29 protein-coding genes are annotated in these 24,631 nt (G+C 59.7%); 18 read left to right on the top strand and 11 right to left on the bottom strand.

The features are described from left to right. The first annotated feature begins 123 nt into the window (after positions 1–123). Positions 124–1,419, top strand: coding sequence for a serine hydroxymethyltransferase (gene glyA, locus BMY44_RS02130; protein ID WP_089989696.1), 1,296 nt, complete (start codon positions 124–126; stop codon positions 1,417–1,419). Positions 1,420–1,472: 53 nt separating this feature from the next. Here the strand turns inward: glyA and BMY44_RS02125 are convergent, their stop codons facing one another. Continuing rightward, complete coding sequence (locus BMY44_RS02125) at positions 1,473–2,384, bottom strand: LysR family transcriptional regulator (RefSeq protein WP_089989693.1); 912 nt, start codon at positions 2,382–2,384, stop codon at positions 1,473–1,475. Between the two features lie 86 nt (positions 2,385–2,470). On the opposite strand from BMY44_RS02125, the gene BMY44_RS02120 reads away from it, so the two are divergent. The 4 genes from BMY44_RS02120 to BMY44_RS02105 all read left to right on the top strand — a co-directional run bounded on the left by BMY44_RS02120 (position 2,471) and on the right by BMY44_RS02105 (position 5,408). Continuing rightward, a complete protein-coding gene (locus tag BMY44_RS02120; RefSeq protein WP_165611766.1) occupies positions 2,471–3,091 on the top strand; it encodes a class I SAM-dependent methyltransferase in 621 nt (206 codons plus the stop codon). A 107-nt stretch (positions 3,092–3,198) separates the two neighbouring features. Then, a complete protein-coding gene (locus tag BMY44_RS02115) occupies positions 3,199–3,888 on the top strand; it encodes a DUF533 domain-containing protein (RefSeq protein WP_089989691.1) in 690 nt (229 codons plus the stop codon). 102 nt (positions 3,889–3,990) lie between these two features. Beyond that, on the top strand, positions 3,991–4,455 hold the full coding sequence (locus BMY44_RS02110; RefSeq protein ID WP_089989690.1) for a hypothetical protein: 465 nt from the start codon (positions 3,991–3,993) through the stop codon (positions 4,453–4,455). Between the two features lie 89 nt (positions 4,456–4,544). After that, complete coding sequence (locus BMY44_RS02105) at positions 4,545–5,408, top strand: DUF817 domain-containing protein (RefSeq protein ID WP_089994418.1); 864 nt, start codon at positions 4,545–4,547, stop codon at positions 5,406–5,408. Here the strand turns inward: BMY44_RS02105 and BMY44_RS02100 are convergent. After that, entirely contained in the window at positions 5,356–5,727 is a 372-nt protein-coding gene (locus tag BMY44_RS02100) for a hypothetical protein (RefSeq protein WP_089989687.1), read from the bottom strand. The two genes, BMY44_RS02105 and BMY44_RS02100, sit on opposite strands and share 53 nt — an antisense overlap. A 78-nt stretch (positions 5,728–5,805) precedes the next feature. On the opposite strand from BMY44_RS02100, the gene BMY44_RS02095 reads away from it, so the two are divergent. Next, positions 5,806–6,543, top strand: coding sequence for an alpha/beta fold hydrolase (locus tag BMY44_RS02095; protein ID WP_089989684.1), 738 nt, complete (start codon positions 5,806–5,808; stop codon positions 6,541–6,543). 231 nt (positions 6,544–6,774) lie between these two features. Next, entirely contained in the window at positions 6,775–6,885 is a 111-nt protein-coding gene (locus BMY44_RS18035; protein WP_110521946.1) for an entericidin, EcnA/B family, read from the top strand. A 30-nt stretch (positions 6,886–6,915) separates the two neighbouring features. On the opposite strand, the gene BMY44_RS02085 is transcribed toward BMY44_RS18035, so the two are convergent. Then, positions 6,916–7,236: a TraR/DksA family transcriptional regulator gene (locus BMY44_RS02085; RefSeq protein ID WP_089989678.1), complete on the bottom strand. Its 321-nt coding sequence runs from the start codon at positions 7,234–7,236 to the stop codon at positions 6,916–6,918. 185 nt (positions 7,237–7,421) lie between these two features. Here BMY44_RS02085 and BMY44_RS02080 point away from each other — a divergent pair, with 185 nt between their 5' ends. Further along, complete coding sequence (locus BMY44_RS02080) at positions 7,422–7,847, top strand: BrnA antitoxin family protein (protein ID WP_089989675.1); 426 nt, start codon at positions 7,422–7,424, stop codon at positions 7,845–7,847. Between the two features lie 662 nt (positions 7,848–8,509). Here the strand turns inward: BMY44_RS02080 and BMY44_RS02070 are convergent. Next, entirely contained in the window at positions 8,510–9,004 is a 495-nt protein-coding gene (locus tag BMY44_RS02070) for a hypothetical protein (protein WP_131801557.1), read from the bottom strand. A gap of 327 nt (positions 9,005–9,331) precedes the next feature. After that, entirely contained in the window at positions 9,332–11,131 is a 1,800-nt protein-coding gene (lepA, locus tag BMY44_RS02065) for a translation elongation factor 4 (protein ID WP_089989667.1), read from the bottom strand. A 108-nt stretch (positions 11,132–11,239) separates the two neighbouring features. Between lepA and BMY44_RS18425 the strand changes: the two genes are divergently transcribed. From BMY44_RS18425 to BMY44_RS02050, 4 genes are all read left to right on the top strand, one after another. Then, the gene (locus BMY44_RS18425; protein ID WP_278246560.1) at positions 11,240–11,365 is read left to right on the top strand and encodes a hypothetical protein; all 126 of its coding nucleotides are present in this window, start codon (positions 11,240–11,242) and stop codon (positions 11,363–11,365) included. A 38-nt stretch (positions 11,366–11,403) separates the two neighbouring features. Next, positions 11,404–12,237 (top strand): class I SAM-dependent methyltransferase, encoded by an 834-nt coding sequence (locus BMY44_RS02060; protein ID WP_089994415.1) that lies wholly within the window; start codon positions 11,404–11,406, stop codon positions 12,235–12,237. Positions 12,238–12,448: 211 nt separating this feature from the next. Beyond that, positions 12,449–13,126, top strand: coding sequence for a hypothetical protein (locus tag BMY44_RS02055; RefSeq protein ID WP_089989664.1), 678 nt, complete (start codon positions 12,449–12,451; stop codon positions 13,124–13,126). A 95-nt stretch (positions 13,127–13,221) separates the two neighbouring features. Continuing rightward, positions 13,222–13,524, top strand: coding sequence for a hypothetical protein (locus tag BMY44_RS02050; RefSeq protein WP_089989661.1), 303 nt, complete (start codon positions 13,222–13,224; stop codon positions 13,522–13,524). On the opposite strand, the gene BMY44_RS02045 is transcribed toward BMY44_RS02050, so the two are convergent. Genes BMY44_RS02045 through BMY44_RS02035 form a run of 3 tightly spaced genes read right to left on the bottom strand, consistent with a single transcriptional unit; the run spans position 13,493 to position 15,109 of the window. Next, a complete protein-coding gene (locus BMY44_RS02045; RefSeq protein WP_089989658.1) occupies positions 13,493–13,918 on the bottom strand; it encodes a low molecular weight protein-tyrosine-phosphatase in 426 nt (141 codons plus the stop codon). The genes BMY44_RS02050 and BMY44_RS02045 overlap by 32 nt on opposite strands. Then, positions 13,918–14,346 carry a hypothetical protein gene (locus BMY44_RS02040; protein WP_089989655.1) on the bottom strand — a complete coding sequence of 143 codons (429 nt, stop codon included), beginning with the start codon at positions 14,344–14,346 and terminating at the stop codon, positions 13,918–13,920. Before BMY44_RS02040 ends, BMY44_RS02045 begins: the two co-directional genes overlap by 1 nt. 58 nt (positions 14,347–14,404) lie before the next feature. Further along, positions 14,405–15,109 (bottom strand): site-2 protease family protein, encoded by a 705-nt coding sequence (locus BMY44_RS02035; protein WP_089989652.1) that lies wholly within the window; start codon positions 15,107–15,109, stop codon positions 14,405–14,407. A gap of 62 nt (positions 15,110–15,171) precedes the next feature. On the opposite strand from BMY44_RS02035, the gene BMY44_RS02030 reads away from it, so the two are divergent. The 6 genes from BMY44_RS02030 to BMY44_RS02005 all read left to right on the top strand — a co-directional run bounded on the left by BMY44_RS02030 (position 15,172) and on the right by BMY44_RS02005 (position 21,989). Continuing rightward, positions 15,172–15,861, top strand: a complete 690-nt coding sequence (locus tag BMY44_RS02030) for an NAD-dependent deacylase (protein ID WP_089989649.1) — start codon at positions 15,172–15,174, stop codon at positions 15,859–15,861. Positions 15,862–15,915: 54 nt separating this feature from the next. After that, on the top strand, positions 15,916–16,896 hold the full coding sequence (gene meaB / locus BMY44_RS02025; RefSeq protein WP_089989646.1) for a methylmalonyl Co-A mutase-associated GTPase MeaB: 981 nt from the start codon (positions 15,916–15,918) through the stop codon (positions 16,894–16,896). A 145-nt stretch (positions 16,897–17,041) separates the two neighbouring features. Next, entirely contained in the window at positions 17,042–17,326 is a 285-nt protein-coding gene (rpmB, locus tag BMY44_RS02020) for a 50S ribosomal protein L28 (protein WP_089989643.1), read from the top strand. Positions 17,327–17,498: 172 nt separating this feature from the next. Continuing rightward, on the top strand, positions 17,499–19,892 hold the full coding sequence (gene hrpB / locus BMY44_RS02015; RefSeq protein WP_089989640.1) for an ATP-dependent helicase HrpB: 2,394 nt from the start codon (positions 17,499–17,501) through the stop codon (positions 19,890–19,892). A gap of 100 nt (positions 19,893–19,992) precedes the next feature. After that, positions 19,993–20,436 carry an NUDIX hydrolase gene (locus BMY44_RS02010; RefSeq protein WP_207510471.1) on the top strand — a complete coding sequence of 148 codons (444 nt, stop codon included), beginning with the start codon at positions 19,993–19,995 and terminating at the stop codon, positions 20,434–20,436. 80 nt (positions 20,437–20,516) lie between these two features. Further along, a complete protein-coding gene (locus tag BMY44_RS02005) occupies positions 20,517–21,989 on the top strand; it encodes an inorganic phosphate transporter (RefSeq protein WP_089989634.1) in 1,473 nt (490 codons plus the stop codon). A 3-nt stretch (positions 21,990–21,992) separates the two neighbouring features. Here the strand turns inward: BMY44_RS02005 and argF are convergent, their stop codons facing one another. The 3 genes from argF to BMY44_RS01990 form a co-directional block, all read right to left on the bottom strand. Next, complete coding sequence (argF, locus tag BMY44_RS02000) at positions 21,993–22,898, bottom strand: ornithine carbamoyltransferase (protein WP_089989631.1); 906 nt, start codon at positions 22,896–22,898, stop codon at positions 21,993–21,995. 71 nt (positions 22,899–22,969) lie between these two features. Further along, positions 22,970–23,452, bottom strand: coding sequence for a GNAT family N-acetyltransferase (locus tag BMY44_RS01995; RefSeq protein ID WP_089989628.1), 483 nt, complete (start codon positions 23,450–23,452; stop codon positions 22,970–22,972). Further along, positions 23,445–24,623 (bottom strand): aspartate aminotransferase family protein, encoded by a 1,179-nt coding sequence (locus BMY44_RS01990; protein WP_089989625.1) that lies wholly within the window; start codon positions 24,621–24,623, stop codon positions 23,445–23,447. The genes BMY44_RS01995 and BMY44_RS01990 overlap by 8 nt, the downstream gene beginning before the upstream one ends. Positions 24,624–24,631: the final 8 nt, after the last annotated feature.

Below are 24,631 nucleotides of genomic sequence, written 5' to 3'. Positions count from 1 at the left end.
GTGACCGATACGAAACCTCTGCATCGCCTTCATCATCTTGTTGGTCGTTTTGATGCTTTTTGACGCCGCAAACATGGGATATGAGGGCGCAAATCATGCTGCCACCCCGAAAGGACTGCCCCCATGAATGCGACCTTCCGCGACGACGGTTTCTTTACAGAAACGCTTGAAACCCGCGATCCGGCCCTGTTCGCCGCGATGCAGGACGAACTGAAGCGCCAGCGCAAAGAGATCGAATTGATCGCGTCTGAAAACATTGTCTCTGCCGCCGTGATGGAAGCACAGGGCGGCGTGATGACGAACAAGTACGCCGAAGGTTACCCGGGCCGTCGTTACTATGGCGGTTGCCAGCATGTCGATGTCGCCGAAAACCTTGCCATTGACCGTGCGAAAGAATTGTTCGGCTGTGATTTTGCAAACGTGCAGCCCAATTCCGGCAGTCAGGCAAACCAGGGCGTGTTTCAAGCCCTGATCCAGCCCGGCGACACCATTCTGGGCATGTCGCTGGATGCGGGCGGTCACCTGACCCATGGTGCCAAACCGAACCAGTCAGGCAAGATTTACAACGCGATCCAGTATGGTGTGCGCAAGCAGGACAGCCTGCTGGATTACGATCAGGTGCAGGAACTGGCCACCGAACACCAGCCCAAGCTGATCATCGCGGGCGGGTCTGCCATTCCGCGGATCATCGATTTCAAGCGCATGCGCGAGATTGCGGATTCCGTCGGGGCCTACCTGCTGGTCGACATGGCCCACTTTGCCGGGCTGGTCGCGGCGGGCATCTACCCCTCGCCTTTCCCGCACGCCCACGTGGCCACAACCACCACGCACAAGACCCTGCGCGGCCCGCGCGGCGGCATGATCCTGACCAATGACGAAGCGCTGGCGAAAAAGTTCAACTCTGCCATCTTCCCCGGCATTCAGGGTGGTCCGCTGATGCACGTGATCGCCGGCAAGGCTGTCGCCTTTGGCGAGGCCCTGCGCCCCGAATTCAAGGCCTACCAGCAGCAGGTCGTCAAGAACGCGCAGGCGCTGGCCGATCAGTTGATGAAGGGCGGTCTGGATATCGTGTCGGGCGGCACCGACAGCCACCTGATGCTGGTCGATCTGCGTCCCAAGTCCGTGACCGGCAACATCACCGAAGCAGCGCTTGAGCGCGCGCATATCACCTGCAACAAGAACGGCATCCCGTTCGATCCGGAAAAGCCGATGGTGACATCGGGCATCCGGCTTGGGTCGCCTGCCGGGACGACGCGCGGCTTTACGGAAACCGAATTCCGCCAGATTGCCGACTGGATCGTCGAGGTTGTCGACGGGCTGGCCGCGAATGGCGCAGACGGTAATAGCGAGGTCGAGGCAAAGGTGCGCGCAGAGGTCGAAGCGCTTTGCGACCGCTTCCCGATCTATCCTAATCTCTAAAGACTGCAATAAAGTCAGAACACTACGAAAACCCGCCGCAGTCCGGCGGGTTTTTACATGCCCGGTCCCGGCAGTTCCTTGCGCCCCAGCACCGCAACCAAGTGATCAAACACCAGCCTGATCCGTTTGGAGCTGTGCAATTCGCGGTGGACTGTCAGCCAGTACGGCACCGGCACATGCGGCAGGTCAGGCAGCACCATTTCCATATCCGGATAATAGCGCGCCAGATCCACCGACATGGGGACCAGCCCCAACCCCTGCCGCGCCATTTCCCAACCGGCCCCGCCGCTGTCACCAACTGCGCGAATGTTATCAGCGGTGATCGGCAGCCCCCATTCCTGCATGAAACGTAGCATTTCGTCTTCGGTCCCGATGCCGATGAAATCGGCGGTTCTGACGTCGTCAGGCGTGCGGATGGGACCGAACTTTGTCAGGTAGGACCGACTAGCGTAAAGGTGCCCGGTGCTTTCACGCACCTTGCGCGCGATCAGATCGGGCTGTGTCGGGGCGACGTGGCGCACGGCGATATCGGCTTCCCGCCGCTGCAAGTCAGACAGTGCGTTTGATGCCAGCACGCGAATCCGCACCTGCGGGGCTATCCGGCGCAGTTCGGCCACGATGGCAGGCATGGTGTAGATCGCGAAAATATCCGTCACCGATACACAGACATCGCCGGTAACCGATTGTGCACGGCCCGACGCGGTCAGGCTTGCCTTCATCGCGCCGTCACCCATTGCGCGCACATGCTCCAGCATTTCCCGGCCCGCCGGTGTCAGTTCCAGCTTGCGCCCAATGCGTTCAAACAACACGATATCAAGGGCTTGCTCCAATCCGGCCACCTGACGCCCCAGCGTCGGCTGCGTCATGTGCAAGGCACGGGCAGCAGCGGAAAACGACCCGGTTTCCGCCGTCACAAGGAACGCGCGGGCCTGGTTCCAATCAAAAGAGAGCCCCGACCAATTCATGCATATATGCATAACAGACAGGCAAATTTTGGCAATTCCGCGAATCTTCATGCATGGATATGGTAAGGGTAACAGCAAAGGAGACCATGATGTCTGACACAGCTTTCTGGGACCGCGCCGCACCGAAATACGCCAAAGACCCGATCAGCGATCCCGCGGCCTATGCCGCAACGCTCGGGCGGATGCGACACTACCTGCAACCGGACCACAGTGTCCTGGAACTGGGCTGCGGCACGGGATCGACCGCGTTGGAACTGGCCCCGGGCGTAAGGACGTATCTGGGCACCGACGTCTCCAGCGGCATGATCCAGATTGCCAGGGGCAAGCTGACGGATGACATGCCCGCCGATCTGAACTTTGCAGTTGGCCCGGCAAACGAAATCCCTGCCGGTGACTTTGATGCGATCCTTGCGCTGAACCTGTTACACCTGTTGCCAGACCTCGAAGCCGTGGTGGACAAGATATATGCCGCCCTTCCGGCAGGCGGGTTGTTCATCGCCAAGACCGGCCTACTGAAAGACGGGGCATGGTTCCTGCGCCCGCTGATCCCGTTGATGCAGGCGGTCGGGAAAGCCCCCTTTGTGCGGCGGCTGTCCGAACAGGAACTGCGCGACCTGTTGGGTGGTGCTGGATTCGAGATCGTCGAAGACATCGTGCAAACCGGCCTTGCCCCGCGCATGTTCACGGTCGCGCGCAAGCCAGCCTGAGCGCAAGCGGACGTGGGCTGGCCAAACTTGGCTGACAAATTGCCCTTCCCCTAGACGCACTTGGGCAATGCACCCATGATGCTGCGACACTTGTAGGGAGGAAAAACATGTCACTGATGAATACTGTCACGAAACTGGCAATCGGCTTTGCGATGGCCAAGGGAATGGATGCGGTGCAGGAACGCGGCGGCATCGGCAAAGTGATGCAAGGTCTGACGGGCGGCGGGTCCGGTGGCCAAGGCGGCGGGATCGGTGACATGCTTGGATCGCTTGGCGGTGGCAAAGGTGGCCTGCTTGGCCAGCTGACGGGTGGCAGCGGTGGTGGTGCTGGCAGTCTTGCGGGCCTTGGCGGCCTGCTTGGCGGTCTGGGTGCTGCACGTGGCGGAAACGCAGGTGGGCTGGAATCACTGATCAATCAGGACAACCCGGCACAAGAACCGGACGAGGATGAAGTCGCCCAACTCATGCTGCGCGCGATGACACAGGCTGCACGTGCAGACGGCGACATCGACGCGGGCGAAAAAGAACAGTTGATGGCGGTGATCCGTCAGTCCGATCCGGAAAACGTCGCCGTCGTGCAGCAGATGCTACAAGACCCCGTCGATCCGGCGGCACTGGCGTCCGACACGCCGCAGGGGCTGGAAACGCAGGTTTACACCATGGCCGTCAATTCCATCACGCCCGACAATCAGGCAGAGGCACAGTATCTGCACGCGCTGGCCCAAGGGCTGAACATCCAGCCGCAGACGGCAAATGAAATACACGACAACCTTGGGGCACCGCGGCTTTATACCTAGATAACGTTCAGCGCCGGGCGGTCTGTCGTATTTGATACGGCACCGCCCGGATGCAGAACGGTGTCGCTAGGGTCACTCCAGACAATCTATGGAGAAGACCCGATGTTCAAACCCATCCAATCCATCGCAACCGTTTGCGCGGCGCTGTCGCTTGCGGCCTGCATCGAAGTCAGCGTCAGCGATCCCCCGCCCGGCGGCGGCGGAAATAGCGGCAATACCGATCGCTTTGCGCAGACGGTGAATTTCACACGCGCAGGTCAGAATGTCGGACGTTTTGCACAATCGTTCCAACCCGGCGTGGGCCGTGCCGGACTGTCACGTCTTTGCTTTCGCAACAACGGAACGACACCTGTCACCCTTGCCCACGATTCGCCGGGCATCAACCCGATGGCGACCCAGCCCGGTGGACAAAGCTGCGCCAATTTCCCGGCCAACGCACGCGTGAATTTCACGTTGATCGAACTGCTTGGGGTCTTCCCGCAACCAGCGCAGGCGGACCGGCCTTTCGTCTATGCGATGGCACCGTTTGATGGTGGCCTGTTGCAACTGGACTGGCGCAACAACTGACCGCACCTGTGTGCAGCGTGAACGCGCTGCACATTCCCTGCACAAGCATCGCACCTGTGCTGCACGGCCTGCCCGCTAAAAAAACGGGCATGAGACAGACCCAAGCCCTTGAACGCCATCTTGGCGACATCACCCGCCGCCATCTCCCCGTCCCCTTGGCAGAGTTGGTAATGTTCATCCTCAAGCAGGCTTGGGCCTGTCTTTTCGCCATCCTGCTGCTGATCGCAATCATTGGTACCAAGGCGATCTGGCAGCAGGATTGGCCGCTTGCCCGCTATGACGCGCTTGTCATAATCGCGATCAGCATCCAGATCGGGATGCTGTTCTTCAAGCTGGAAACCTGGGACGAAGCGAAAGTCATCCTGCTGTTTCACGTGACCGGAACCGCGATGGAACTTTTCAAGGTCAACGCAGGATCATGGGCCTATCCTGAACCGGGCATCCTGAAAGTCATGGGCGTGCCGTTGTTTTCCGGGTTCATGTATGCCGCTGTCGGATCATTCATGGCGCGGGTGATCCGCCTTTTCGATATGACCTTCGCGCCCTTTCCACCCTTTTGGGCACATATCGCACTGGCCGTTGCGATCTATGTCAATTTCTTCGCGCATCATTTCATCTTTGATACACGCTATGTCCTGTTTGTGCTGACGCTGGTGCTTTATGCCCGCACGAAAATCTGGTTCCGCATCGGAGAAAACTGGTACTGGATGCCCCTGCCGCTGGCCGCATTCCTGTCTTCTGTCTGTCTCTGGATTGCCGAAAACATCGGCACGTCAACGGGCACCTGGATCTATGCAGGCCAGAACATGCTGGAAATGGTGAACATCGCGAAGATGGGGTCGTGGTACCTGTTGCTTTACGTCAGCTTTGCAACGGTAACATTGGTCTTTCGGACCGCGCTTAGACAAGACCCCGTTTCACAGCAACCCACACCAGAACTACAAACAGGATAATGCCAAAGGCCGAGACAGCCCCAAGCCAGCTCAGCACCTGCCCTTTCAACCGATCCTGGGGGTCGATGGTCTTCAAGTACGCGACAACATTGCGCCCCGATTGCGCGATACGTTTCTCATCGACCATCCGCGCAAGTTTCGGATTGCCCTGCACGGCAAGCGCATCGACGACGGATCGTGCATCACTGCGTACTTTCCTAGGCAAGGCACGGCCAGCCTTGTGAACCTGCTGCTCCAACGATCGCCCCTTGATACGCAGGCGTTGTTCGAACAGCGTACGCATCTCGTCTGCAACTTTTGTGATCAGGTCCCCGGACATAAGGCCGCTCTACAACTGGCCCTTGCCCGGCTCAACGCCTAAGGTTGCGCACAAGTCAACTTCGCAAAAGGGCGATGCATGCTGAACACTGTCACTTTCGGGGATGCGCCCGGACCGCCTTTGCTGATCGTGCACGGGCTTTTCGGGTCGGCACGCAACTGGGGCGTTCTGGCGAAACGGTTCTCAGAGACACGGCGGGTGATCACCGTGGACATGCGCAACCACGGGTTTTCCGGCTGGGAGGCAACGAACAGCTATCCCGATATGGCCGGCGATCTGGCAGCGCTCCTTGACGGACCTGCGGACGTGCTGGGGCATTCGATGGGCGGAAAGGCCGCGATGGTGCTGGCGATTACACAGCCCGACCTTGTGAACCGGCTGATCGTCGCGGACATCGCGCCCGTCACCTATCCGCACAGCCAGATGGGGCCGATCAACGCCATGCGACAGGTCGATCTGGCGAGGGTAGCGTCCCGCACTGACGCCAAGGCGCAGCTGTCCGGTCTGGAACCGGGGGTGGACGACTTTCTGCTGCAAAGCCTTGATCTGAAGGAAAAACGCTGGCGGCTGAACCTTGATGTTCTGGCGGCCGACATGGACAAGATCATCGGTTTTCCCGACGTGTCAGGGCAGTTCGACGACCCGACGCTGTTTCTGTCGGGCGGCAATTCCGACTACGTGCAGGCCGACCACAGGGACCAGATCAAGATGCTGTTTCCCGATGCGAAGTTTGCAAAGATACCAGGTGCAGGCCATTGGCTGCATGCCGAAAAGCCACGCGAATTCGCGACGGCGGTTGAAACCTTTCTGGCCTAGAAAACCGCCGAGTTCAGAAACGCCAGCAAGCAAAGCCCGCCAGCCAGCACCAGAAATGCGTGTGGTAGATAGTACGTCATGACAACCTCCATCAGTGTCGATGCAGATTAAACGGCCTTGCGTAAACTTTCTGTCGCAGGGTCGGCGAAAAAAGGCGAATTTCGGCGCAGTCCGGTTGTCCGGATGGGCCGAAACATGCACAATCGCCCGAAAAACAAGGGCACAGGCACAATGCGTATACTACTCCTGATTACGGCGATCACAACCCTGACCGCGTGCGAGACGGTCAAGGGCGTCGGGCGCGATATCACCATCGCCGCCGAAACGGTCGAACGGCTTTAACGCCGCCCCCACACACGGCGAACGCCCGCCCTAGTGGTTCGCTGCACAGGTCTTGCAGAACGGCGTCGCGGGCAACACGGCAAGCCGGGCATCCGATATCTCGTCGCCACAGGTCACGCACACACCATATGTGCCGTCCGCGATGCGGTGCAGCGCTGCCTCGATGCCGCGCAGTTCCTGCAGATCGCTCTCGCCCAACGCCTCCAGCACCTCGTCGCCCTGCCGTTCGCTGGCGCGATCTTCCCAATCCTTGGGCATGGGTTCGTCAAGGTCGTGTTCGATATCCTGCAGGTCGGCCAGCAGCTCTTTGCGGCGGGCAATCAGGACGGTTTTGGCGTGGTGCGGTGTCATTATGCGGGTCTCCACTTGGGTGACACAAGACTAGGGCTGCCCGCGCCTGCGCACCTTGATTTGGGTCAATCAGCCCCTGTGATCTGCGTGCACAGGGCGTACACCACACATGCACCGCGCGATGCGCTGACGGATTGCCAAGAATTTAGCACGACACTGCCCCCGAAACCAGATCGGAGGCCCCCATGACACCCATGAAACTGACCGCCATGGAACAAAAGCGCTATGACAAGCTGTTCGCCGTGCTGCAGGACATGACGCTGGATTTTCTCAATCCCGAAATGGCGCGCAAATACCTGCCCGCCGAATGGCGCGAGATTTCCACAACGCCGATCCCCGAAAAGACGCGGCTGACGCTGCGGATCGATACGGACGTGGCCAAGTTCTTTCGCAAGCTGGGTCCGGGGTATCAGGCGACGGTGAACAACGTGCTGCGCAGCTTCATGCTGGCCAAACTGACCGACATCCTGGGCGAGGAACCGGGCGGTGTCGTCACAGAGGTGATGACGGACGAGATCATGCAGATCGCGATGTCACACGAGATCGACCTGCAGGACAGGATCAACGAGGTGCGGCGGATGCGGCTGGGGTTCGATGCAAATGGGGAGTGAGGGCGTGGCGGGGGCCCGGTGTCTTTGCGACCGCGTCCCGGACGTGATGCGGGACCTCTGGGGGTGGTGTGCGGTGCGGGTTGAGAGGGAGACGCCGGATCAAGTCCGGGGCGTGGCGGGTGCGGGCTGCGGTGTGAAGCAGCGGCGCGCACGGACCTTGGGGAGCGGGTGTTTGGTGCGGGGCGTCGCCACGTGTGTGAGGGTTTGCTGGATTGGGGCGGTGGAAGAAGCGCCCTCCCGATGGGGAAGGTCCGGGCGCTGCCAGATCTTTGATTTGGCAGCGCCTTGTGTTTATTGACCCTTTTTCTCGTCTTGGCTCAAAACCGACGCAGCGAGCTTCTTAGAATCAGCAAGCGTTGGCTTTTTTGCTCCAGATAAGACTTTTGCGGCCAAAGTTGAGGTTTTTGGTGAGGACTGCTTCTTGGGCATTTCCAATCTCCATTGTGCAAAAAAAACAAAAGTGTTAGAGTTTGCCCGCCGGAGCACCATCGAATTCGATGTCAACCGGCGGGACTTCAAATGTCTCTTCTAACCATAGGCTTAACGGCCCTTACCGCTCTCTTTTGAGTGTTGACCTGTCCAATGTTTTCCAGACCCGGATCAGGTGGTTACTAAGGCGGCCCAATGAGGGCCGCCTTACTTATATCAGCAGTACATCTGCCTCACAAGAGCTTTTGCATATAAGTAATCTCAGAGTATGGAAGGGCAAATGTTTCGGATGAGGGGTTTGCAAGACGCCCAGACTTTATAAGCATTTCCAATGACTTACTAAGGTTACTTCCGTAGCTAGTTTTATAGAACGCCTTTGCACTCTTCATCTGATTCAAAATGTCTTGACGACGAAACTCTTCACTACCCGCTGTATGATGTAAGTATGCAGCCGCAGCCATAACTAGATCTGACCCGCTCTTGACACCCATCTTGACCGCAAAGTCAGTGGTCGAGAGTTTAGACGGTACGGGTGGGCTTGAAGCAGGCAAGCCATCAACCTGCGCGCTTGAGGACCCCGCAGCACTAGCTGGTACTAGATTTGGTATCTCCAAGTCTATTATGTCATTAATTAGTATAGATAGCTGCTTACTGACAAACTCTTCGCTCGCCTCACAACTCACATCCAAGTCGCCAATCTTCAGGCTTATTTTTACTGAATTTTCCATGCATCTTGCTCCAAGCTTTAACGCGAAACTGTATACGTGAGCATCACCTATCAATCAAGTAATTTAGGAGTTTTTTCCATTACCCTCACCGTACAACGCAAATTATTAACTACTACAACTCATGATTTGCTTATTAACAACTTGATTTTATGTGATATTTTTTCGTTCACGTACGGATGAACGATCAACTACAAATATGCATAATGTACGAAGGTTGATTAAAGTGGAACTTTATACATCGCAATCCACTGCTCCACCCTCGATAACCCCTTGATTCAAATAAAAAAGCCCGCCGAATGGCAGGCTTACTTAGGCATTTGGGGTATCTTAGCTGTCCATCTTAAGCGCTGATATGAACGCTTCCTGAGGAATATCCACTTTTCCGAACTGCCGCATCTTCTTTTTCCCCGCCTTCTGCTTATCCAGCAGCTTGCGTTTGCGCGTGGCGTCTCCGCCGTAGCACTTGGCCGTCACGTCTTTGCGCAGCGCGGAGAGCGTTTCGCGGGCGATGACTTTGCCGCCGATGGCCGCCTGGATCGGGATTTTGAACATGTGGCGCGGGATCAGGTCCTTGAGCTTTTCAACCATCGCGCGGCCGCGCATTTCGGCGCGGTCCCGGTGCACCATCATCGACAGCGCGTCCACCGGTTCGTCGTTCACCAGTACCGACATTTTCACGAGGTTATCGGTTTGGTAACCCGTCAGCTGGTAGTCAAAGGACGCATAGCCCTTGGTCACGGATTTCAGCCGGTCGTAGAAATCAAACACCACTTCGTTCAGCGGCAGGTCGTAGACCACCATCGCCCGTGACCCCGCATAGGTCAGGTCAAGCTGCACGCCGCGCCGGTCCTGACACAGCTTGAGCACGTCGCCGAGGTATTCGTCAGGCACAAGGATCGTTGCCTTGATCCGCGGCTCTTCCAGGTGGTCCACATGCGTCAGGTCCGGCATGTCCGCCGGGTTGTGCAGCTCGATCATTTCGCCGTCGCGCATGTAGACGTGATAGACAACGCTGGGCGCTGTGGTGATCAACTCGATGTCATATTCACGCTCGATCCGGTCGCGGATGACTTCAAGGTGCAATAGCCCGAGGAAGCCGCAGCGAAACCCGAAGCCCAGCGCGGCAGAGGTTTCCATTTCATAAGAGAAGGACGCATCGTTCAGCGCAAGCTTTTCAATCGCGTCCCGCAGGTCTTCGAACTGCGAGGAATCCACCGGGAACAGCCCGCAGAACACCACCGGTTGCGAGGGTTTGAAGCCGGGCAGCGCCGTTTCCGACCCCTTCTTTTCCGTGGTGATCGTGTCACCCACCCGCGTGTCGCGCACCTGTTTGATCGACGCCGTGATGAACCCGATTTCCCCCGGCCCCAGCACGTCGATATTGGTCATTTGCGGCCGGAAGACGCCAAGTCGATCGATCTGGTGCACTGTCCCGTTCGACATGAACTTGACCCGGTCCTTGAGCCGCATTTCCCCGTCGATCACCCGCACCAGCACAACCACGCCGAGGTAGCTGTCATACCAGGAATCCACCAGCATCGCCTTGAGCGGTGCATCGCGGTCGCCCTTGGGGGCCGGTAGCTTGTGCACGATCGCTTCAAGTGTTTCGACGATCCCGACGCCCGTTTTGGCCGAGACCCGGATCGCTTCGGACGCATCCAGCCCGATCACGTCTTCAATCTGCGTCGCCACCCGGTCACATTCGGAGGCCGGCAGGTCGATCTTGTTGAGCACAGGCACGATTTCGTGGTCCGCGTCCAGCGCGTGATAGACGTTCGCAAGCGTCTGCGCCTCGACCCCTTGGGTGCTGTCCACCACCAGCAACGAGCCTTCGACCGCGCGCATGGAGCGGGAGACTTCGTAGGCGAAATCGACGTGGCCGGGCGTGTCGATCAGGTTGAGGACGTAGTCCTCGCCGTTCAGCGCGGTGTAGTTGATCCGCACCGTGTTGGCCTTGATCGTGATGCCGCGTTCACGCTCGATATCCATCGAGTCGAGCATCTGGGCCTTCATATCCCTGTCGGCGACGGTCTTCGTCTCTTGGATGAGCCGGTCGGCGAGGGTCGATTTCCCGTGGTCGATATGCGCGACGATGGAGAAATTGCGGATGTGCGATAGGTCTGTCATGGACCTGATATGTAAGGGGTTTGCAGGGGTGTCAATGGGGTGTTTTGTGGCAGTATTCAGCCGCAGCTGATCAGCCGCGCCGGCGTCGAAAATCCGAGAGGTTGGCCGATGTCCCTCACAACCGGATCGGGCAAGACCGCCCAGCGTCCGGCGCGCTTCCGGATCAATCCGCAGCTTCCTTGCGTCATGACGACAAAGCGCCCAGTGTTCAACGATCAGGCGTCATGCCTTTGATACGATCTGCCCAGCCGCAGATCGGGAAAGATGAGCCCATGGATTATGCCGAGAAAATTTCGACCCATTACGGACACGGACACCTGCTGGCCGCCATTCGGGCGGGCTTAGAGGCGCAGGGGATCGCACCCGAAAAAGCCAGTATCGCCGACCTTGGGCCTGTCGACGAATTCCACATCGGCGGGCGGGTGGCGAGCGCGCATTTTCTGGACCAGCTTGAGATCACGCCTTCGCAGTTGGTGCTTGATGTCGGCTGCGGCCTTGGCGGTGCTGCACGATTTGGCGCCAAAACCTATGGCGCGCAACTTGTCGGGATTGATCTCACACCAGAGTACGTCACGACGGGTCAGGCGCTTTGCGCTTGGGTTGGTCTGGCCGATCAAGTGACGCTTCATGAAGGCAGCGCGCTTGCGCTTCCGTTTGCGGCGGCGGAATTCGACAGCGCATACATGATGCACGTCGGTATGAATATTCAGGACAAGATGGCCTTGTTTGCCGAGGTGTCGCGCGTGCTGAAACCCGGCGCGCGGTTCGGAGTCTATGACATCATGAAGACCAATGACGAAGACCTGCTTTATCCTGTTCCCTGGGCCACCACGGCCGAGACAAGCTGGCCGGCCGCGCCCGAGAATTATCGCGAAGCTTTCGAGAATAATGGGTTCACGGTTGTGAAAGAAAACAATCGCCGCACGTTCGCCCTTGAGTTCTTTCGCAAGATGAAAGCCGCAGCGGACGCGGGCAAAGGTCCGCCCCCCTTGGGTCTGCATGTGCTCATGCAGCAATCGAGCGCTGAAAAAGTGCCCAACATGGTCGCGAACCTGACCGCAAATCGTATTTCACCTGTCGAGATGATCGGTGTCAAAAACGCCTGACGTTGAAGGTTCGCAACGTGTTTGGTCGTTTGCGCTGGATGTGGTCGCGTCTTTTGCGACGTGCGCTGCGACGGCTTTCGCGCCCATGTGAGCAGGCCGGATCATCGCTCCCACCGCCAATCATCACGGTCAGGATTCCCCCACTTTCCCTAAACGTCACCTTCGTGTCACCGTTTGCGCATTAGCAAAACTTAATTTCAAGGTGGCCGATATGACTTACAGAGCAATTCTGGCCTGTGGCGCGTTCGGGGGCATGTGCCCGTCGATTGCCAAACTTGCCAGCGTCTATTCAACCAATCCAGATGCGCCGATGCCCGTCTTTGGCGCGTATCTTGCAATGGGCCTTTTTGCCTTTCTGGGCGGGGGCATCGCCCTTGGCTTTGGTGCGCGCGAGGTCAAAGCGGCGATCATCGCCGGTATCGCCGCACCCGGCATCGTGACGAACATCGTTTCTGGCGCGGCCGAGCGGCAGGACGAGGACATCCGCACCACCGCGCTGACCCTGTTTGCCACGCCCGCCTATGCGCAGGTGCAAGAGATCAAGCCGATCCTGATCGAAGCAACCGGGCGCGTGCTGACCATCACGCCGCAGATAACCGGTGGCCAGATTGGCGCGAGCGGACTTGAAATCACGTTCGAGAACGCAAGCGGCATGACGTTTCAGGGTACGACCCTTTACAATGCGAAAGCCCCCTTTGTTCAGGTGGTCGTCCCCGATGATGCGACGGTTCTGGTGATCGGCAGCAAGAAGTTCCCGCTGCCAGCCGATGCGTCGGATGCCCAGCTCATGGTCGAAACCTCGCCCACGCTGGGTGGTGATCTTTTGTGGGCCCTTGGCGGGGATCGCAGATATGCCGTCGGCAATATCACGGTGACGTTTGGCCATTAGCGCCTGCAACCAATTGCATCCCGAACGGCCTCTGCTACGATTGGGGAAAGGTCCGCGAAGAAGGACCACCCCATGCAGCAGTTCCCGAGGCCCAGATGCGTATCGTTCTTTTGTTGAGTGTGATTGCCAGCCTTGCGGCATGTGCGCCGCGTGTGAATGGCGAAATAGCCCAAGCCTGTATCGCGTCTGACCGTCGCGCCGCCAATCCGGCCTTGTGCAACTGTATCGGTCAGGTCGCCTCGCAACAGTTGTCACGTGCGGATCAGCGCCAGTTGATCAGCTTTTTCGACGATCCCGAGCGGGCCAATGACATCAAGATCGATGATCGCCCACCGGCAGAAGCATTCTGGGTGCGCTATCGCAATTTCACGAATACCGCAGAGCGTGCCTGTCGATAAGTCGCCGCGCAGCGAATTCGATCATGGTCAGAACACCCTCGAAATCACGGGTATAGTACGGGTCGGGCACGTCCTGATCCGCAAACAGCTGCACCGGCGTATCAGCCCCGTCAGGTCGTAAATTTTCTATATCTGCCAGATTTTGCCCGTCCATTGCGAGGATCAGGTCGTATTTGTGAAAGTCACTGTCGCTGAATTGCGCCGCCCTTAGCCCGGAAAGGTCATAACCTTTCGTCAGCGCCGCCTTTTGCATGGGACCATAGGGCGGATCGCCAACGTGCCAGCCGCCTGTTCCGGCACTTGCGACTGTCCAATCTGGAGCCAGCGTGCGCAACACACCTTCTGCCGCCGGAGAGCGGCAGATGTTGCCGAGGCAGACGCAAATCACCCGCATCAGGTCAGCACACCCTTTGCCGTCATCCACCGTGCATAGATCCACAGCAGGATCAGGATCACCGGAATCGCGATCGTGAAGATCACTGCAACCGTGCCCGACATCGCCAGCGCATTCCCGGCGTCCGAGATCAGGTAGGTGTAGATCGACGCCACGATCAGCCCGATCAGCGACACAAGAAACGTCGGTCCGGCGAAACGCGATTTCAGCAGCAAGAGCAGCGAGCCGAGGATCGAGAACCACACGCCCACCGCCCAGGCCGTATCAAACCAGAGCGGCGCGGTCTCGAGGAACGTCACCTGTTCGGGCGTGAGTTGCGCCAAGTAGTCCGTGTTGCCCGTCTTGGTCATGAAATAGTCGATTCCGCCGCCGGCATTCCACAGCAGTGAAAGCGCGCCGACGATCCAGAGATGTACAGGTGTTTTCATTGTCCCCTCCCCTTATTGGGGAAGAGCTTAGGCCCTTCGGGCCATTCCGCCAACCTGCCTAAAAGGCAGCACGTCCCTGCATCATTGCGAAATGCAGCGGGATCGACGGAAAGAAGAACAGGATGAACCCGAAGGACACGTAGGCAAAGATCGCCGCCGGAATCCAAAGCACCGCGGCCGCAAGCCCGACTGCGCCCGTGATCTGCACCGCCTTGCGCGGGTTCGTCAGCCGCAGCATCAACAGGTGGAACATCTTGCCCCCGTCCAGCGGCTGCACGGGGATCAGGTTGAAGACGAAAAGCAGCAGGTTCAGCCAGCCGAACAGACCGACGTAGTTGATGATCTGGAACATCACCACGTCGCCTTGCGGGCTGCCCGGGTTGGCCAGTGCATAGCGCAGCACCAGATACTGCAACACGCCCGACATCGCCCAGAGCGCCAGATTGACCAGCGGCCCCATGATCACGATCAGTTCCTGTTCGCGCGGTGTCCCGGTGCGCCCGGGAAAGCAAAGCCCGCCGCCGCCGTGCATCAGGATTCGCTGTACCGGTATGCCCTGTACCTTGCATCCCCACGCGTGTCCCAATTCGTGCAGCAGGATCGACACAAACAGCATCGTCACGAAGATGGCCCCGTTCACAAGGCTGGACCCGAGGTTCAGGAACAGGATCAACCCGATCAGGAAGATGATCGACTGACCGATATCAATCCGCACCCCCATGGGACCGGTGAATGAATAGACGACGTTATCGTTTTGCAGCATGCTGTGCCCTGATGCGATTTTCGTGTCGGGTTTGACATAAGAACAGGGCCAAAGCGAGGCAAATGCGGATCGTAATTCTGACAGGTGCGGGTGTTTCCGCCGAGAGCGGGCTTGGCACGTTTCGCGACAAGGATGGGCTGTGGACCCGCTATGATCTGGCCGAAGTCGCCACCCCCGAAGGCTTTGCCCGTGACCCTGCCAAGGTCCATGATTTCTACAATGCCCGCCGCGCCAATGCCCAAAGTGCGACGCATAATGCCGCCCACGCCGCCCTTTGTCGCCTTCAAGCCAGCGCCCACGACGTGATGCTGGTCACGCAGAATGTCGACAGCCTGCACGAACAGGCGGGATCGCGCGATGTGGTCCATATGCATGGGGCCTTGTCCGGTGCGCTTTGTGCGCGTTGCGGCGATCGTTGGACTGCCCCGCTGGCCATGTCCCCGACCGACCTCTGCCCGTCTTGTGCCGCCCCCGCGACCCGCCCGGACATCGTCTGGTTCGGCGAGATGCCCTATCACATGGACGCTATTCACGCAGCGCTGCTGGATGCCGACCTTTTCGTCGCCATCGGCACATCAGGCACAGTCTATCCCGCCGCCGGCTTTGTCGACATCGCGGACGGGGCCGGCGCGGATACGCTTGAGCTGAACCTTGAACCGTCCGAAGCAAGGTCTGCTTTTGCGGACGCACGCTATGGTCCTGCCAGCGAGATTGTCCCCGCGTGGGTCGACGAAATCATTGCGCGTGGATAAGCGGGGCGGATCAGCGGGGCTGGACAGGACGCGCAGCACCGATATGAAGACCACATGACACAAACCGCTGATCTGACAACACTTGCAGAGGGGGTTGGCGCGGGCGATCGCCGCGCGCTGGCCCGCGCGATCACCCTTGTTGAAAGCGGTCGCGCCGATCACCGTGAACAGGCAATGGACCTGCTAGGCCGTCTGCCGCGCGACCGTCAGGCTTTGCGCATCGGGCTGTCGGGCACGCCGGGTGTGGGCAAATCCACATTTATCGAAGGTTTCGGCCTGATGCTGACGGGCATGGGCCTCAGGGTTGCGGTGTTGGCGGTCGATCCGTCCTCGGCCCGGTCCGGCGGGTCGATTCTGGGTGACAAGACCCGGATGGACCAGCTTGCCCGCGACCCGAACGCCTTTATCCGCCCGTCCCCCAGCCAGACCCAGCTTGGCGGCGTTGCCCGCCGCACCCGCGAGGCAATCGCCCTGTGCGAAGCGGCTGGCTATGACATTGTCCTGATCGAGACCGTGGGCGTGGGTCAGTCTGAAACCGTGGTGTCGCAGATGTCCGATCTGTTCGTGTTGCTGCTGGCACCTGCGGGGGGAGACGAATTGCAAGGCGTCAAGCGCGGAATCATGGAAATTGCCGATCTGATTCTGGTCAACAAGGCCGATGGTTCGTTAAAGCCGCAAGCCACCCGCACCTGCGCCGATTACGCAGGGGCCTTGCGCCTGTTGCGCAAGCGCCCGCAGGATCCGGACGGGTTTCCCAAGGCACTGCTTGTCTCGGCACTGGAAGGTGACGGCCTGAAAGAGGCCTGGGCCGAGATCGAAACGTTGATCACATGGCGCAAGGACCATGACATCTGGGATGCGACCCGAAAAGCACAGGCCGGGTACTGGTTTGCCGAAGAAGTGCGGCTTCAGATGATGGAGCGGCTGATGTCAGATCCCGCCCTTGCTGCGCGGATTGCGGATGCCCGCAAGGCTGTCGCGGACGGTGAACTTTTGCCTGCTGCCGCTGCGGCCATGGTCCTGAAAGAAATATGAGCGCATAACGCACTTGACCGGACCGCCGATTCAACTTATCCGGCCCGAATTGAATTCAGGGTCTTGATCACGCAGGGCCCGTCACACTATGGGTGGCAGACCCGCCGCAAGGCCCGGGACGCCCGCATCTGAAAAGGAACATGCCATGTCGCGCCGTTGCGAATTGACCGGAAAAGGCCCGATGTCGGGCAATAACGTAAGCCACGCCAAGAACCGCACCCGTCGCCGGTTCCTGCCAAACCTGCAGGACGTCACGCTGATTTCCGACAGCCTTGGCCGTTCGTTCAAATTCAAGATTTCAAACGCGGCCCTGCGCACCGTTGACCACCGTGGTGGTCTGGATGCGTTCATGGCCAAGGCGAAGGACGCCGAGCTGTCCCCCGCTGCGCTGAAGGTCAAGAAAGAGATTGCGAAGGCAACGACAGCCTAAGCTGCGCGTTTCTGAATGTGATTGCGGGCCCGGATGTGCAAACATCCGGGCCTTTGCTTTTGCATCCCATGCGTTACAACCATTTGGCTCATGTGATCGGCCCGCATCGCGTGCATCATCTGTCGATGCCTCCGGCGGAAGTTTGATTGGACAAAGAAAGAAGGACTGTCACGTGTCTGATCTGCCTGTCGATCTTGTCATCCCCTTGGTCCTGAAGGCCCTTGCCGATCAAGGCACCTGCGTGTTGCAGGCCCCGCCCGGTGCCGGCAAGACCAGCCGTGTCCCGCTGGCCCTGCTTGATCATGTTGTGGGTCGGATCATCATGCTTGAACCCCGCCGCCTTGCCGCCCGCGCGGCCGCCGAACGTCTGGCAGAGCAATGTGGCGAGGCACCCGGCGGTCTGGTGGGTTACCGGATGCGCGGCGACAGCGTGCCCGGATCGCGCATCGAGGTCGTCACCGAAGGCATCCTGACCCGCATGTTGCAAAGTGACCCTGACCTGCCCGGTGTGGGGGCCGTGATTTTTGATGAATTTCATGAACGCTCGCTTCATGCCGATCTGGGTCTTGCCCTGACATGGGAGGTCCGCCAGGCGCTGCGCCCCGATCTGCAGCTGATCGTCATGTCCGCCACCCTTGATGCTGATCCTGTGGCCGCTTTGCTGGATGACGCCCCTGTTGTCACCTCTGACGGGCGGGCCTTTCCGGTCGAAACCCGCTGGCTGGACCGTCCCGCCCCCAAACCGCAACGCCATGGCGCATGGGAACGTCAGGTCGCTGATCTGGTGCTGACAGCGGCGCAGGCCAGTACGGGTGGCATTCTGGTGTTTCTGCCCGGTGCCGGTGAAATCCGCCGCGTCGCGCATATGTTGGCGGGCGCTTTGCCGTCCGATTGCGTGGTGCGCCCGCTTTACGGGGCCATGCCATTCAAGGACCAGCGCGCGGCGATCCGCCCCGAACCGTCAGGCCGCAAGGTTGTTCTATCGACCGCGATCGCCGAAACGTCGCTGACGATCGAGGATATCCGCGTCGTCGTTGATGCAGGTCGCGCCCGCCGGGCCGTCTTTGATCCGCGATCGGGCATGTCGCGACTGATCACGACGCCCGTCAGCCGCGCCGAGGCGACCCAACGTGCGGGCCGCGCGGGCCGTATCGCCCCCGGTGTTGCCTATCGCATGTGGTCCAAGGCCGAAGACGGTGCCTTGCCTGCATTTGCCCCGCCCGAAATCATGGCGGCCGATCTGACCGGTCTTGCGCTGGAACTGGCGCAGTGGGGCAGCTCACCGTGCGATCTGGCGTTCCTGACGCAACCACCTGCGCAGGCACTGGGCGAAGCGCAGGCGTTGTTGCGCACGCTGGGAGCCTTGGACGCGGACAATCGCATTACCGCCCACGGTCGCGCGGTTGCAAGGATGCCGGTTCATCCGCGTATCGGGCATATGCTGCGGCGCGCCGGTCTGGCTGCCGCTCCGATTGCTGCCTTGCTGTCCAGCCGCGACCCGCTGGACACGCGTGACAGCGACCTTGCCTTGCGTCAGCGCGCGCTTCGCGATGCCCGTGGGCCGGGGCTTGCGCAGATCCGCGAAGACGCAAAGCGGATCGCAAAGCTGGTGCCTGTCGGCGACCAGATGTCGTTAGGCGAAACAGTTGCTTTGGCCTATCCTGACCGTATCGGGCAGCGTCGCAAGGGGGATGCCGCCCGGTACGTGTTGTCCGGTGGCAAGGGCGCGTATCTTGATGATGGTGACAGCCTTGCATCCCAGCCGTTCATCGTCGCCTGCGACCTGGACGGAGACACCCGCGAGGCCCGGATCCGCCTTGCTGCTGCGCTGACGGTCGGTGAGTTACGCCGTCTTTTTGCCGATCAGATTGACTGGCACGGCGTTTGTGCGTGGTCGCGCCGTGAAGGGCGCGTTGTGGCGCGTCAGCAGGAACGGTTCGGGGCGCTGGTCTTGCAGGACCGCATCTGGAAAGACGCCGATCCGGACGAGATTTCCCGGGCGATGCTGGACGGCGTGCGACAGTTGGGGCTGCGTCTGTCCCCGGCAGCAGAGCGGTTTCGTGCGCGTGTTGCCTTGATCGACGGTATGCCGGATATGTCGGATGACGCCTTGATGAACGAATTGGCAGATTGGTTGCTTCCCCAAATCACTGACATCCGCAGTGCCGAGGACTGGAAGAAGTTCGACCCGCTGGATGCATTGCGGGCCATGCTGGACTGGGAGCAGATGCAAACGCTTGACCGCCTGGCCCCGGCCCATTTCACCACACCGCTGGGACGCAAAATCCCGATTGATTACAGCGGTGAAGCGCCCGAAGTTCGCCTGAAACTGCAGGAAATGTTCGGGCAGACGACCCATCCCATGATCGGGCGCACGCCGCTGCGGGTCACCCTGTTGTCGCCGGGACAGAAGCCGGTACAGACAACGCAGGATATTCCCGGTTTTTGGGCGTCGTCCTACGCCGATGTCCGACGCGACATGCGCGGGCGTTATCCGCGCCACCCATGGCCCGAAGACCCGACACAGGCGGACCCGACATTGCGCGCTAAACCGCGCGGCACATGACCGTGATTCAACCGTGATTTGTATTTATCCAAAGAATTTGTTAACTTAGCTCCAATATAGAAAAAGAAACGTAGTCGCAGGTTAACCCATGCTTACCTCCATGCGCTCAGTCCTGAGCGAAACAGTCATGCCGTTCTTTCGGCGCCCCCCCGTCCTACAATTGGCAGCGCTTTGCCATCGCCAAACGGCGCGCGGACGCGAAATCCTTTTGATCACGTCCTCTCATGGGCGCTGGATCCTGCCGAAAGGCTGGCCGATTGACGGCAAGACCAGCGGCGAAACCGCGATGAAGGAAGCCTGGGAAGAAGCCGGAATCAAGGAAGGCGACGTGGCCAACGACCCTGTCGGGTCTTTCATGACGCACAAGCGTTATGACGATGGGCGCGCCATTCCTTGCGAAACAGCTGTGTATGCGATCGAAGTCAAGAAAGTCGCAAACAAGTTTCCAGAAGCGGAAAAGCGCGAGCGCAAGTGGGTGTCCGTCGAGGAAGCCACCGACCTTGTCGATGACACCGGATTGCAACGGCTTCTGCAGAAGTTCTAGCGAAAACGACCCGACTGGCGTTGCCTCCTTGGCGATCGCCCGCTACCGATGGTCCGCAAAACGGGCTATCGGGACAAACAATGTCGACACCTCCTAATCAATGGCGCACCCTCGACAAGGATCTGGGCCGCATCGTCAATGTCGAAGCGGCCGCGCAATATGTGTCGCGCCCGATGGTTGGGCTTGGCATTTCACTGGCCTTTATGGTGATCGCCGGGCTTGGTGCCGCCCTTTTCTTTGGCGGCACGCCGACGTCCTACGTTGTTGTTGCTGCAGCGGTTTTCGGGGCCTACATGGCCGTCAACATCGGTGCGAACGATGTCGCGAACAACATGGGACCTGCGGTTGGCGCAAAGGCACTGACCATGGGCGGTGCCATTGTCATCGCGGCCTTGTGCGAAACCGCTGGCGCGCTTCTGGCGGGCGGTGACGTTGTTTCCACGATTTCCAAGGGAATCATTGATCCCGCAAGTGTCGCCGACAGCCGCACCTTTATCTGGGCGATGATGGCCGCGCTGATTTCCTCTGCGCTGTGGGTCAATCTGGCGACCTGGGTCGGCGCGCCTGTGTCCACGACCCATTCTGTTGTGGGTGGCGTTATGGGAGCCGGGATCGCAGCTGCCGGGTTTGCGGCCGTGAACTGGCCGAGCATGGGCGCGATTGCCGCGTCCTGGGTGATTTCGCCTGCTTTGGGCGGGCTGATCGCCGCACTTTTCCTTGCTTTCATCGAACGCAACATCATCCACCAGTCAGACAAAATCGCCGCTGCCCGCGTTTGGGTGCCTGTGCTGGTCGGCATCATGGGCGGCGTTTTTGCCGTTTATCTCGCGATGAAGGGGCTGAAAAAGATCGTGGCCATCGACCTTGGCACAGCCCTGCTGATCGGTGCTGTTGTCGGCGGGATCGTTTATGCAATCACTGCCCCCCTTATCCGCAAGCAATCCGAAGGTTTGGAGAACCGCAACAAATCACTGAAAGTGCTGTTCGGGTTGCCGCTGGTCCTCTCCGCCGCACTGTTGTCGTTTGCGCATGGGGCCAATGATGTCGCCAATGCTGTCGGTCCGCTGGCCGCCATCGTGCACGCGGAATCCTTTGGTGAATTCGCCGGCAAAGTCGCCATTCCTTTGTGGGTCATGGTGATCGGGGCCTTCGGGATTTCCTTTGGCCTGATCCTGTTCGGCCCGAAACTCATCCGCATGGTCGGCAGCCAGATCACGAAACTGAACCCGATGCGCGCCTATTGCGTGGCCCTGTCGGCGGCCATCACGGTCATCGTGGCAAGCTGGCTGGGTCTGCCCGTGTCATCGACCCATATCGCCGTTGGCGGCATTTTCGGGGTCGGTTTTTTCCGGGAATGGGACCACGAACGCCGCTATCGCAAATCCCCTGCCCCCGCCAACGGCCGCAAGATCGCGATGGAGGAACGCCGCCGCCGCAAGCTGGTGCGCCGCTCACACTTTACCACGATTGTCGCCGCATGGGTCGTCACTGTCCCTGCAGCCGCGACGATGTCTGCAGTGATCTTCTTTGGGCTGAGCCTTGTATTTGTCTAGGCGCTAGACTTCGAGGCAGTAGCGCATGATCGCTTTTTGCGCGTGCAGCCTGTTTTCGGCCTCATCGAAGATGACCGAATGCTTGCCATCCATGACAGAGCTGGTCGCTTCGTCGTCGCGGTGTGCGGGCAGGCAATGCATGAACAGGCTGTCTGGTTTGGCCTTTGCCATCAGCGCGTCGTTGACCTGATACCCGCGCAACTGGTTATGCCGCCTCTCGCGCGCAGATTGCGGGTCGTGCATGGACACCCACGTATCCGTCACGACAAGGTCCGCCCCTTGTACCGCTTCGTCCGGGTCGCGCACGATGGTGTAAAGCCCATCAAGCGCCGGTTCAGGATCAAGCGGGGGTGGCCCGGTGAATACCAGATCAAAGTCGAACTGTCTGGCTGCATGCGCGAAGCTGGCAAAGACGTTGTTGCCGTCGCCTGACCAGACAACTTTCTTGCCCTTGATTGGGCCATTGTGTTCTTCGAAGGTCATCACATCGGCCATGATCTGGCAGGGATGGCTGCGGTTTGTCAGCCCGTTGATCACCGGTACGTCGGCGTATTCGGCCATTTCGAGGATCGTGTCTTCCTCAAAAGTCCGCATCATGATCAGATCCACATACCGCGACAGCACCCGCGCGGTGTCGGCGATGGTTTCGCCGTGCCCCAGTTGCATATCCGCCCCGGACAGCACCATCGTCTGCCCGCCCAGTTGCCGCACTCCCACATCAAATGACACGCGCGTGCGGGTCGAGGGTTTTTCGAAGATCAGGGCAACCATGTGGTTGGCCAGCGGCGTTTCCGCGTCCGGCGTGCCTTTGGGCAGGCCCTTGCGCGCGTCTTTCATCGTGCGCGCGGTGTCGATGATCTCCCGCAGGGCGACCGGGTCTGTCTTGTGAATGTCGAGGAAGTGTTTCATGTCTCAATGTCCTTGGCGGGTCCGTGCCGTTTGTCAGGCACTGCTGCGCTGTCGTGTTCTGGGGGTATGGGTCAGGGGTGCACCATGACCTGCACCGGATCGCCGTCTTCGCAGGCTGTGATCTTGGTCGGCCGGAACCCGGCGCGTTGGTAGGTCGCGATCGCGCGCAGGTTTGCGGGGTCAGGATCGACCGCCACAATCGGATAGGTTGCCGCCAATGTCCCAAGGCGCGCGCGCAGGTAGCCTGTCGCGTGCCCCTGACCGAGGTAGGCAGGATCACCGAGGAAGGTATCCAGCGCCCGTGACGTGGCCGGCAGGTCCGCGTATTGCGGGCTGTCGAAGGTGTGGGCGTCGTAATCCTGCACATAGGCGAAGGGCGTGCCGTCGTGTTCGACGATCCGCATGTCCACGCGCGTGCCGCCAAGGTCTTCTTCGATCAGCCGCGCCTCGGTTCCGCCGTCTGCCCACCAGCCCCCGATATGGGGCTGATCGAGCCATGCCTTGAACATCGGCAAATCATCTTTGGTAATAGGCCGGAACGTGTAGTCAGCCATTTGCCACCGCCTTGGCAGCCTTATCGAGCCGCGTCATCGCTTCGTCGATTTCCGCGTCAGTGATGTTCAGTGCTGGCAGCAGCCGGATCACGTTGTCTGCGGCGGGGATGGTGATGACGTCTGCCGCGTATCCGGCGGCGACCACGTCGCTGTTCGTTGCCTTGCATTTGAGGCCAAGCATCATGCCAGAGCCGCGCACTGCCTCGAATACATCGGGGTTGTCTGCCACCAGCCCTTCGAGTTTTTGGCGCAGCAAACCCGCGCGCCGGTTGACGTCTGACAGGAACGCGTCGTCGGCCACGATGTCCATCACCGCGTTTCCGACAGCACACCCGAGCGGGTTGCCACCGTAGGTGGACCCGTGTGTGCCTGCGGTCATGCCGCTGGCCGCGTTTTCCGTTGCCAGCACCGCCCCGAGTGGGAAGCCGCCGCCGATCCCCTTGGCCACCATCATGATGTCAGGTGCAATCCCGGCCCATTCATGTGCAAACAGTTTGCCTGTCCGCCCGACGCCGCATTGTACCTCGTCAAAGATCAGCAGGATGCCGTGTTCATCCGCCAGATCACGCAGCCCCTTGAGGCACTGGTCGGGCACGGGGCGGATGCCCCCTTCGCCCTGCACCGGTTCGATCAGGATCGCCGCGACATTCGGTTCGGCGGCGGCCGAGGTCAGGCCGTCATGGTCGCCGAATTCAAGGTGGACGAAACCCGGCAGCAGCGGACCGAAGCCCTTGGTCATTTTTTCCGACCCTGCCGCAGCAATCCCCGCGGAAGAACGGCCATGGAAAGAGCCCGAGAAGGTGATGATGTCAGTCTTGTCAGGTTGGCCCTTGTCGTAGAAATACTTGCGCGCCATTTTGACGGCAAGTTCGCAGGCCTCTGTCCCCGAGTTCGTGAAAAATACCGTATCGGCGAAGGTTGCATCGACCAGTTTGTCTGCCAGCGTTTTCTGCGCGGGGATGTTATAGAGGTTGGACATGTGCCAGACCTGCCCGGCTTGTTCTGTTAGCGCCGCTGTCAGCCCAGGATGCGCGTGCCCCAGACAGTTCACCGCGATCCCGGCCCCGAGATCCAGAAAGCGTCGCCCGTCCGCCTCGATCAGCCAGGAGCCTTCGCCTTTGACAAAGGTCAGTGGTGCGCGGTTGTAGGTGGGCAGAATGGACGAGATCATGGGATCAG

It is taken from the genome of Cognatiyoonia koreensis, assembly GCF_900109295.1.
In the GTDB taxonomy this organism is placed as follows: Bacteria; Pseudomonadota; Alphaproteobacteria; order Rhodobacterales; family Rhodobacteraceae; genus Cognatiyoonia; species Cognatiyoonia koreensis.
This window is presented reverse-complemented; position numbering and strand designations above follow the sequence as displayed.

What these genes read in the sequence shown, in the direction of transcription:
- BMY44_RS01990 (WP_089989625.1), bottom strand. Translation starts at nt 24,623, where the DNA reads ATGATCTCGTCCATTCTGCCCACCTACAACCGCGCACCACTGACCTTT.
- BMY44_RS02055 (WP_089989664.1), top strand. Translation starts at nt 12,449, where the DNA reads ATGACTTACAGAGCAATTCTGGCCTGTGGCGCGTTCGGGGGCATGTGC.
- lepA (WP_089989667.1), bottom strand. Translation starts at nt 11,131, where the DNA reads ATGACAGACCTATCGCACATCCGCAATTTCTCCATCGTCGCGCATATC.
- BMY44_RS02045 (WP_089989658.1), bottom strand. Translation starts at nt 13,918, where the DNA reads ATGCGGGTGATTTGCGTCTGCCTCGGCAACATCTGCCGCTCTCCGGCG.
- BMY44_RS18425 (WP_278246560.1), top strand. Translation starts at nt 11,240, where the DNA reads ATGTCCCTCACAACCGGATCGGGCAAGACCGCCCAGCGTCCGGCGCGC.
- meaB (WP_089989646.1), top strand. Translation starts at nt 15,916, where the DNA reads ATGACACAAACCGCTGATCTGACAACACTTGCAGAGGGGGTTGGCGCG.
- rpmB (WP_089989643.1), top strand. Translation starts at nt 17,042, where the DNA reads ATGTCGCGCCGTTGCGAATTGACCGGAAAAGGCCCGATGTCGGGCAAT.
- BMY44_RS02035 (WP_089989652.1), bottom strand. Translation starts at nt 15,109, where the DNA reads ATGCTGCAAAACGATAACGTCGTCTATTCATTCACCGGTCCCATGGGG.
- BMY44_RS02080 (WP_089989675.1), top strand. Translation starts at nt 7,422, where the DNA reads ATGACACCCATGAAACTGACCGCCATGGAACAAAAGCGCTATGACAAG.
- BMY44_RS02115 (WP_089989691.1), top strand. Translation starts at nt 3,199, where the DNA reads ATGTCACTGATGAATACTGTCACGAAACTGGCAATCGGCTTTGCGATG.
- BMY44_RS02095 (WP_089989684.1), top strand. Translation starts at nt 5,806, where the DNA reads ATGCTGAACACTGTCACTTTCGGGGATGCGCCCGGACCGCCTTTGCTG.
- BMY44_RS02085 (WP_089989678.1), bottom strand. Translation starts at nt 7,236, where the DNA reads ATGACACCGCACCACGCCAAAACCGTCCTGATTGCCCGCCGCAAAGAG.
- BMY44_RS02060 (WP_089994415.1), top strand. Translation starts at nt 11,404, where the DNA reads ATGGATTATGCCGAGAAAATTTCGACCCATTACGGACACGGACACCTG.
- BMY44_RS02040 (WP_089989655.1), bottom strand. Translation starts at nt 14,346, where the DNA reads ATGAAAACACCTGTACATCTCTGGATCGTCGGCGCGCTTTCACTGCTG.
- BMY44_RS02105 (WP_089994418.1), top strand. Translation starts at nt 4,545, where the DNA reads ATGAGACAGACCCAAGCCCTTGAACGCCATCTTGGCGACATCACCCGC.
- BMY44_RS02005 (WP_089989634.1), top strand. Translation starts at nt 20,517, where the DNA reads ATGTCGACACCTCCTAATCAATGGCGCACCCTCGACAAGGATCTGGGC.
- BMY44_RS02050 (WP_089989661.1), top strand. Translation starts at nt 13,222, where the DNA reads ATGCGTATCGTTCTTTTGTTGAGTGTGATTGCCAGCCTTGCGGCATGT.
- BMY44_RS02100 (WP_089989687.1), bottom strand. Translation starts at nt 5,727, where the DNA reads ATGTCCGGGGACCTGATCACAAAAGTTGCAGACGAGATGCGTACGCTG.
- glyA (WP_089989696.1), top strand. Translation starts at nt 124, where the DNA reads ATGAATGCGACCTTCCGCGACGACGGTTTCTTTACAGAAACGCTTGAA.
- BMY44_RS18035 (WP_110521946.1), top strand. Translation starts at nt 6,775, where the DNA reads ATGCGTATACTACTCCTGATTACGGCGATCACAACCCTGACCGCGTGC.
- BMY44_RS02125 (WP_089989693.1), bottom strand. Translation starts at nt 2,384, where the DNA reads ATGAATTGGTCGGGGCTCTCTTTTGATTGGAACCAGGCCCGCGCGTTC.
- BMY44_RS02120 (WP_165611766.1), top strand. Translation starts at nt 2,471, where the DNA reads ATGATGTCTGACACAGCTTTCTGGGACCGCGCCGCACCGAAATACGCC.
- BMY44_RS01995 (WP_089989628.1), bottom strand. Translation starts at nt 23,452, where the DNA reads ATGGCTGACTACACGTTCCGGCCTATTACCAAAGATGATTTGCCGATG.
- BMY44_RS02070 (WP_131801557.1), bottom strand. Translation starts at nt 9,004, where the DNA reads ATGGAAAATTCAGTAAAAATAAGCCTGAAGATTGGCGACTTGGATGTG.
- BMY44_RS02110 (WP_089989690.1), top strand. Translation starts at nt 3,991, where the DNA reads ATGTTCAAACCCATCCAATCCATCGCAACCGTTTGCGCGGCGCTGTCG.
- BMY44_RS02010 (WP_207510471.1), top strand. Translation starts at nt 19,993, where the DNA reads ATGCGCTCAGTCCTGAGCGAAACAGTCATGCCGTTCTTTCGGCGCCCC.
- BMY44_RS02030 (WP_089989649.1), top strand. Translation starts at nt 15,172, where the DNA reads ATGCGGATCGTAATTCTGACAGGTGCGGGTGTTTCCGCCGAGAGCGGG.
- argF (WP_089989631.1), bottom strand. Translation starts at nt 22,898, where the DNA reads ATGAAACACTTCCTCGACATTCACAAGACAGACCCGGTCGCCCTGCGG.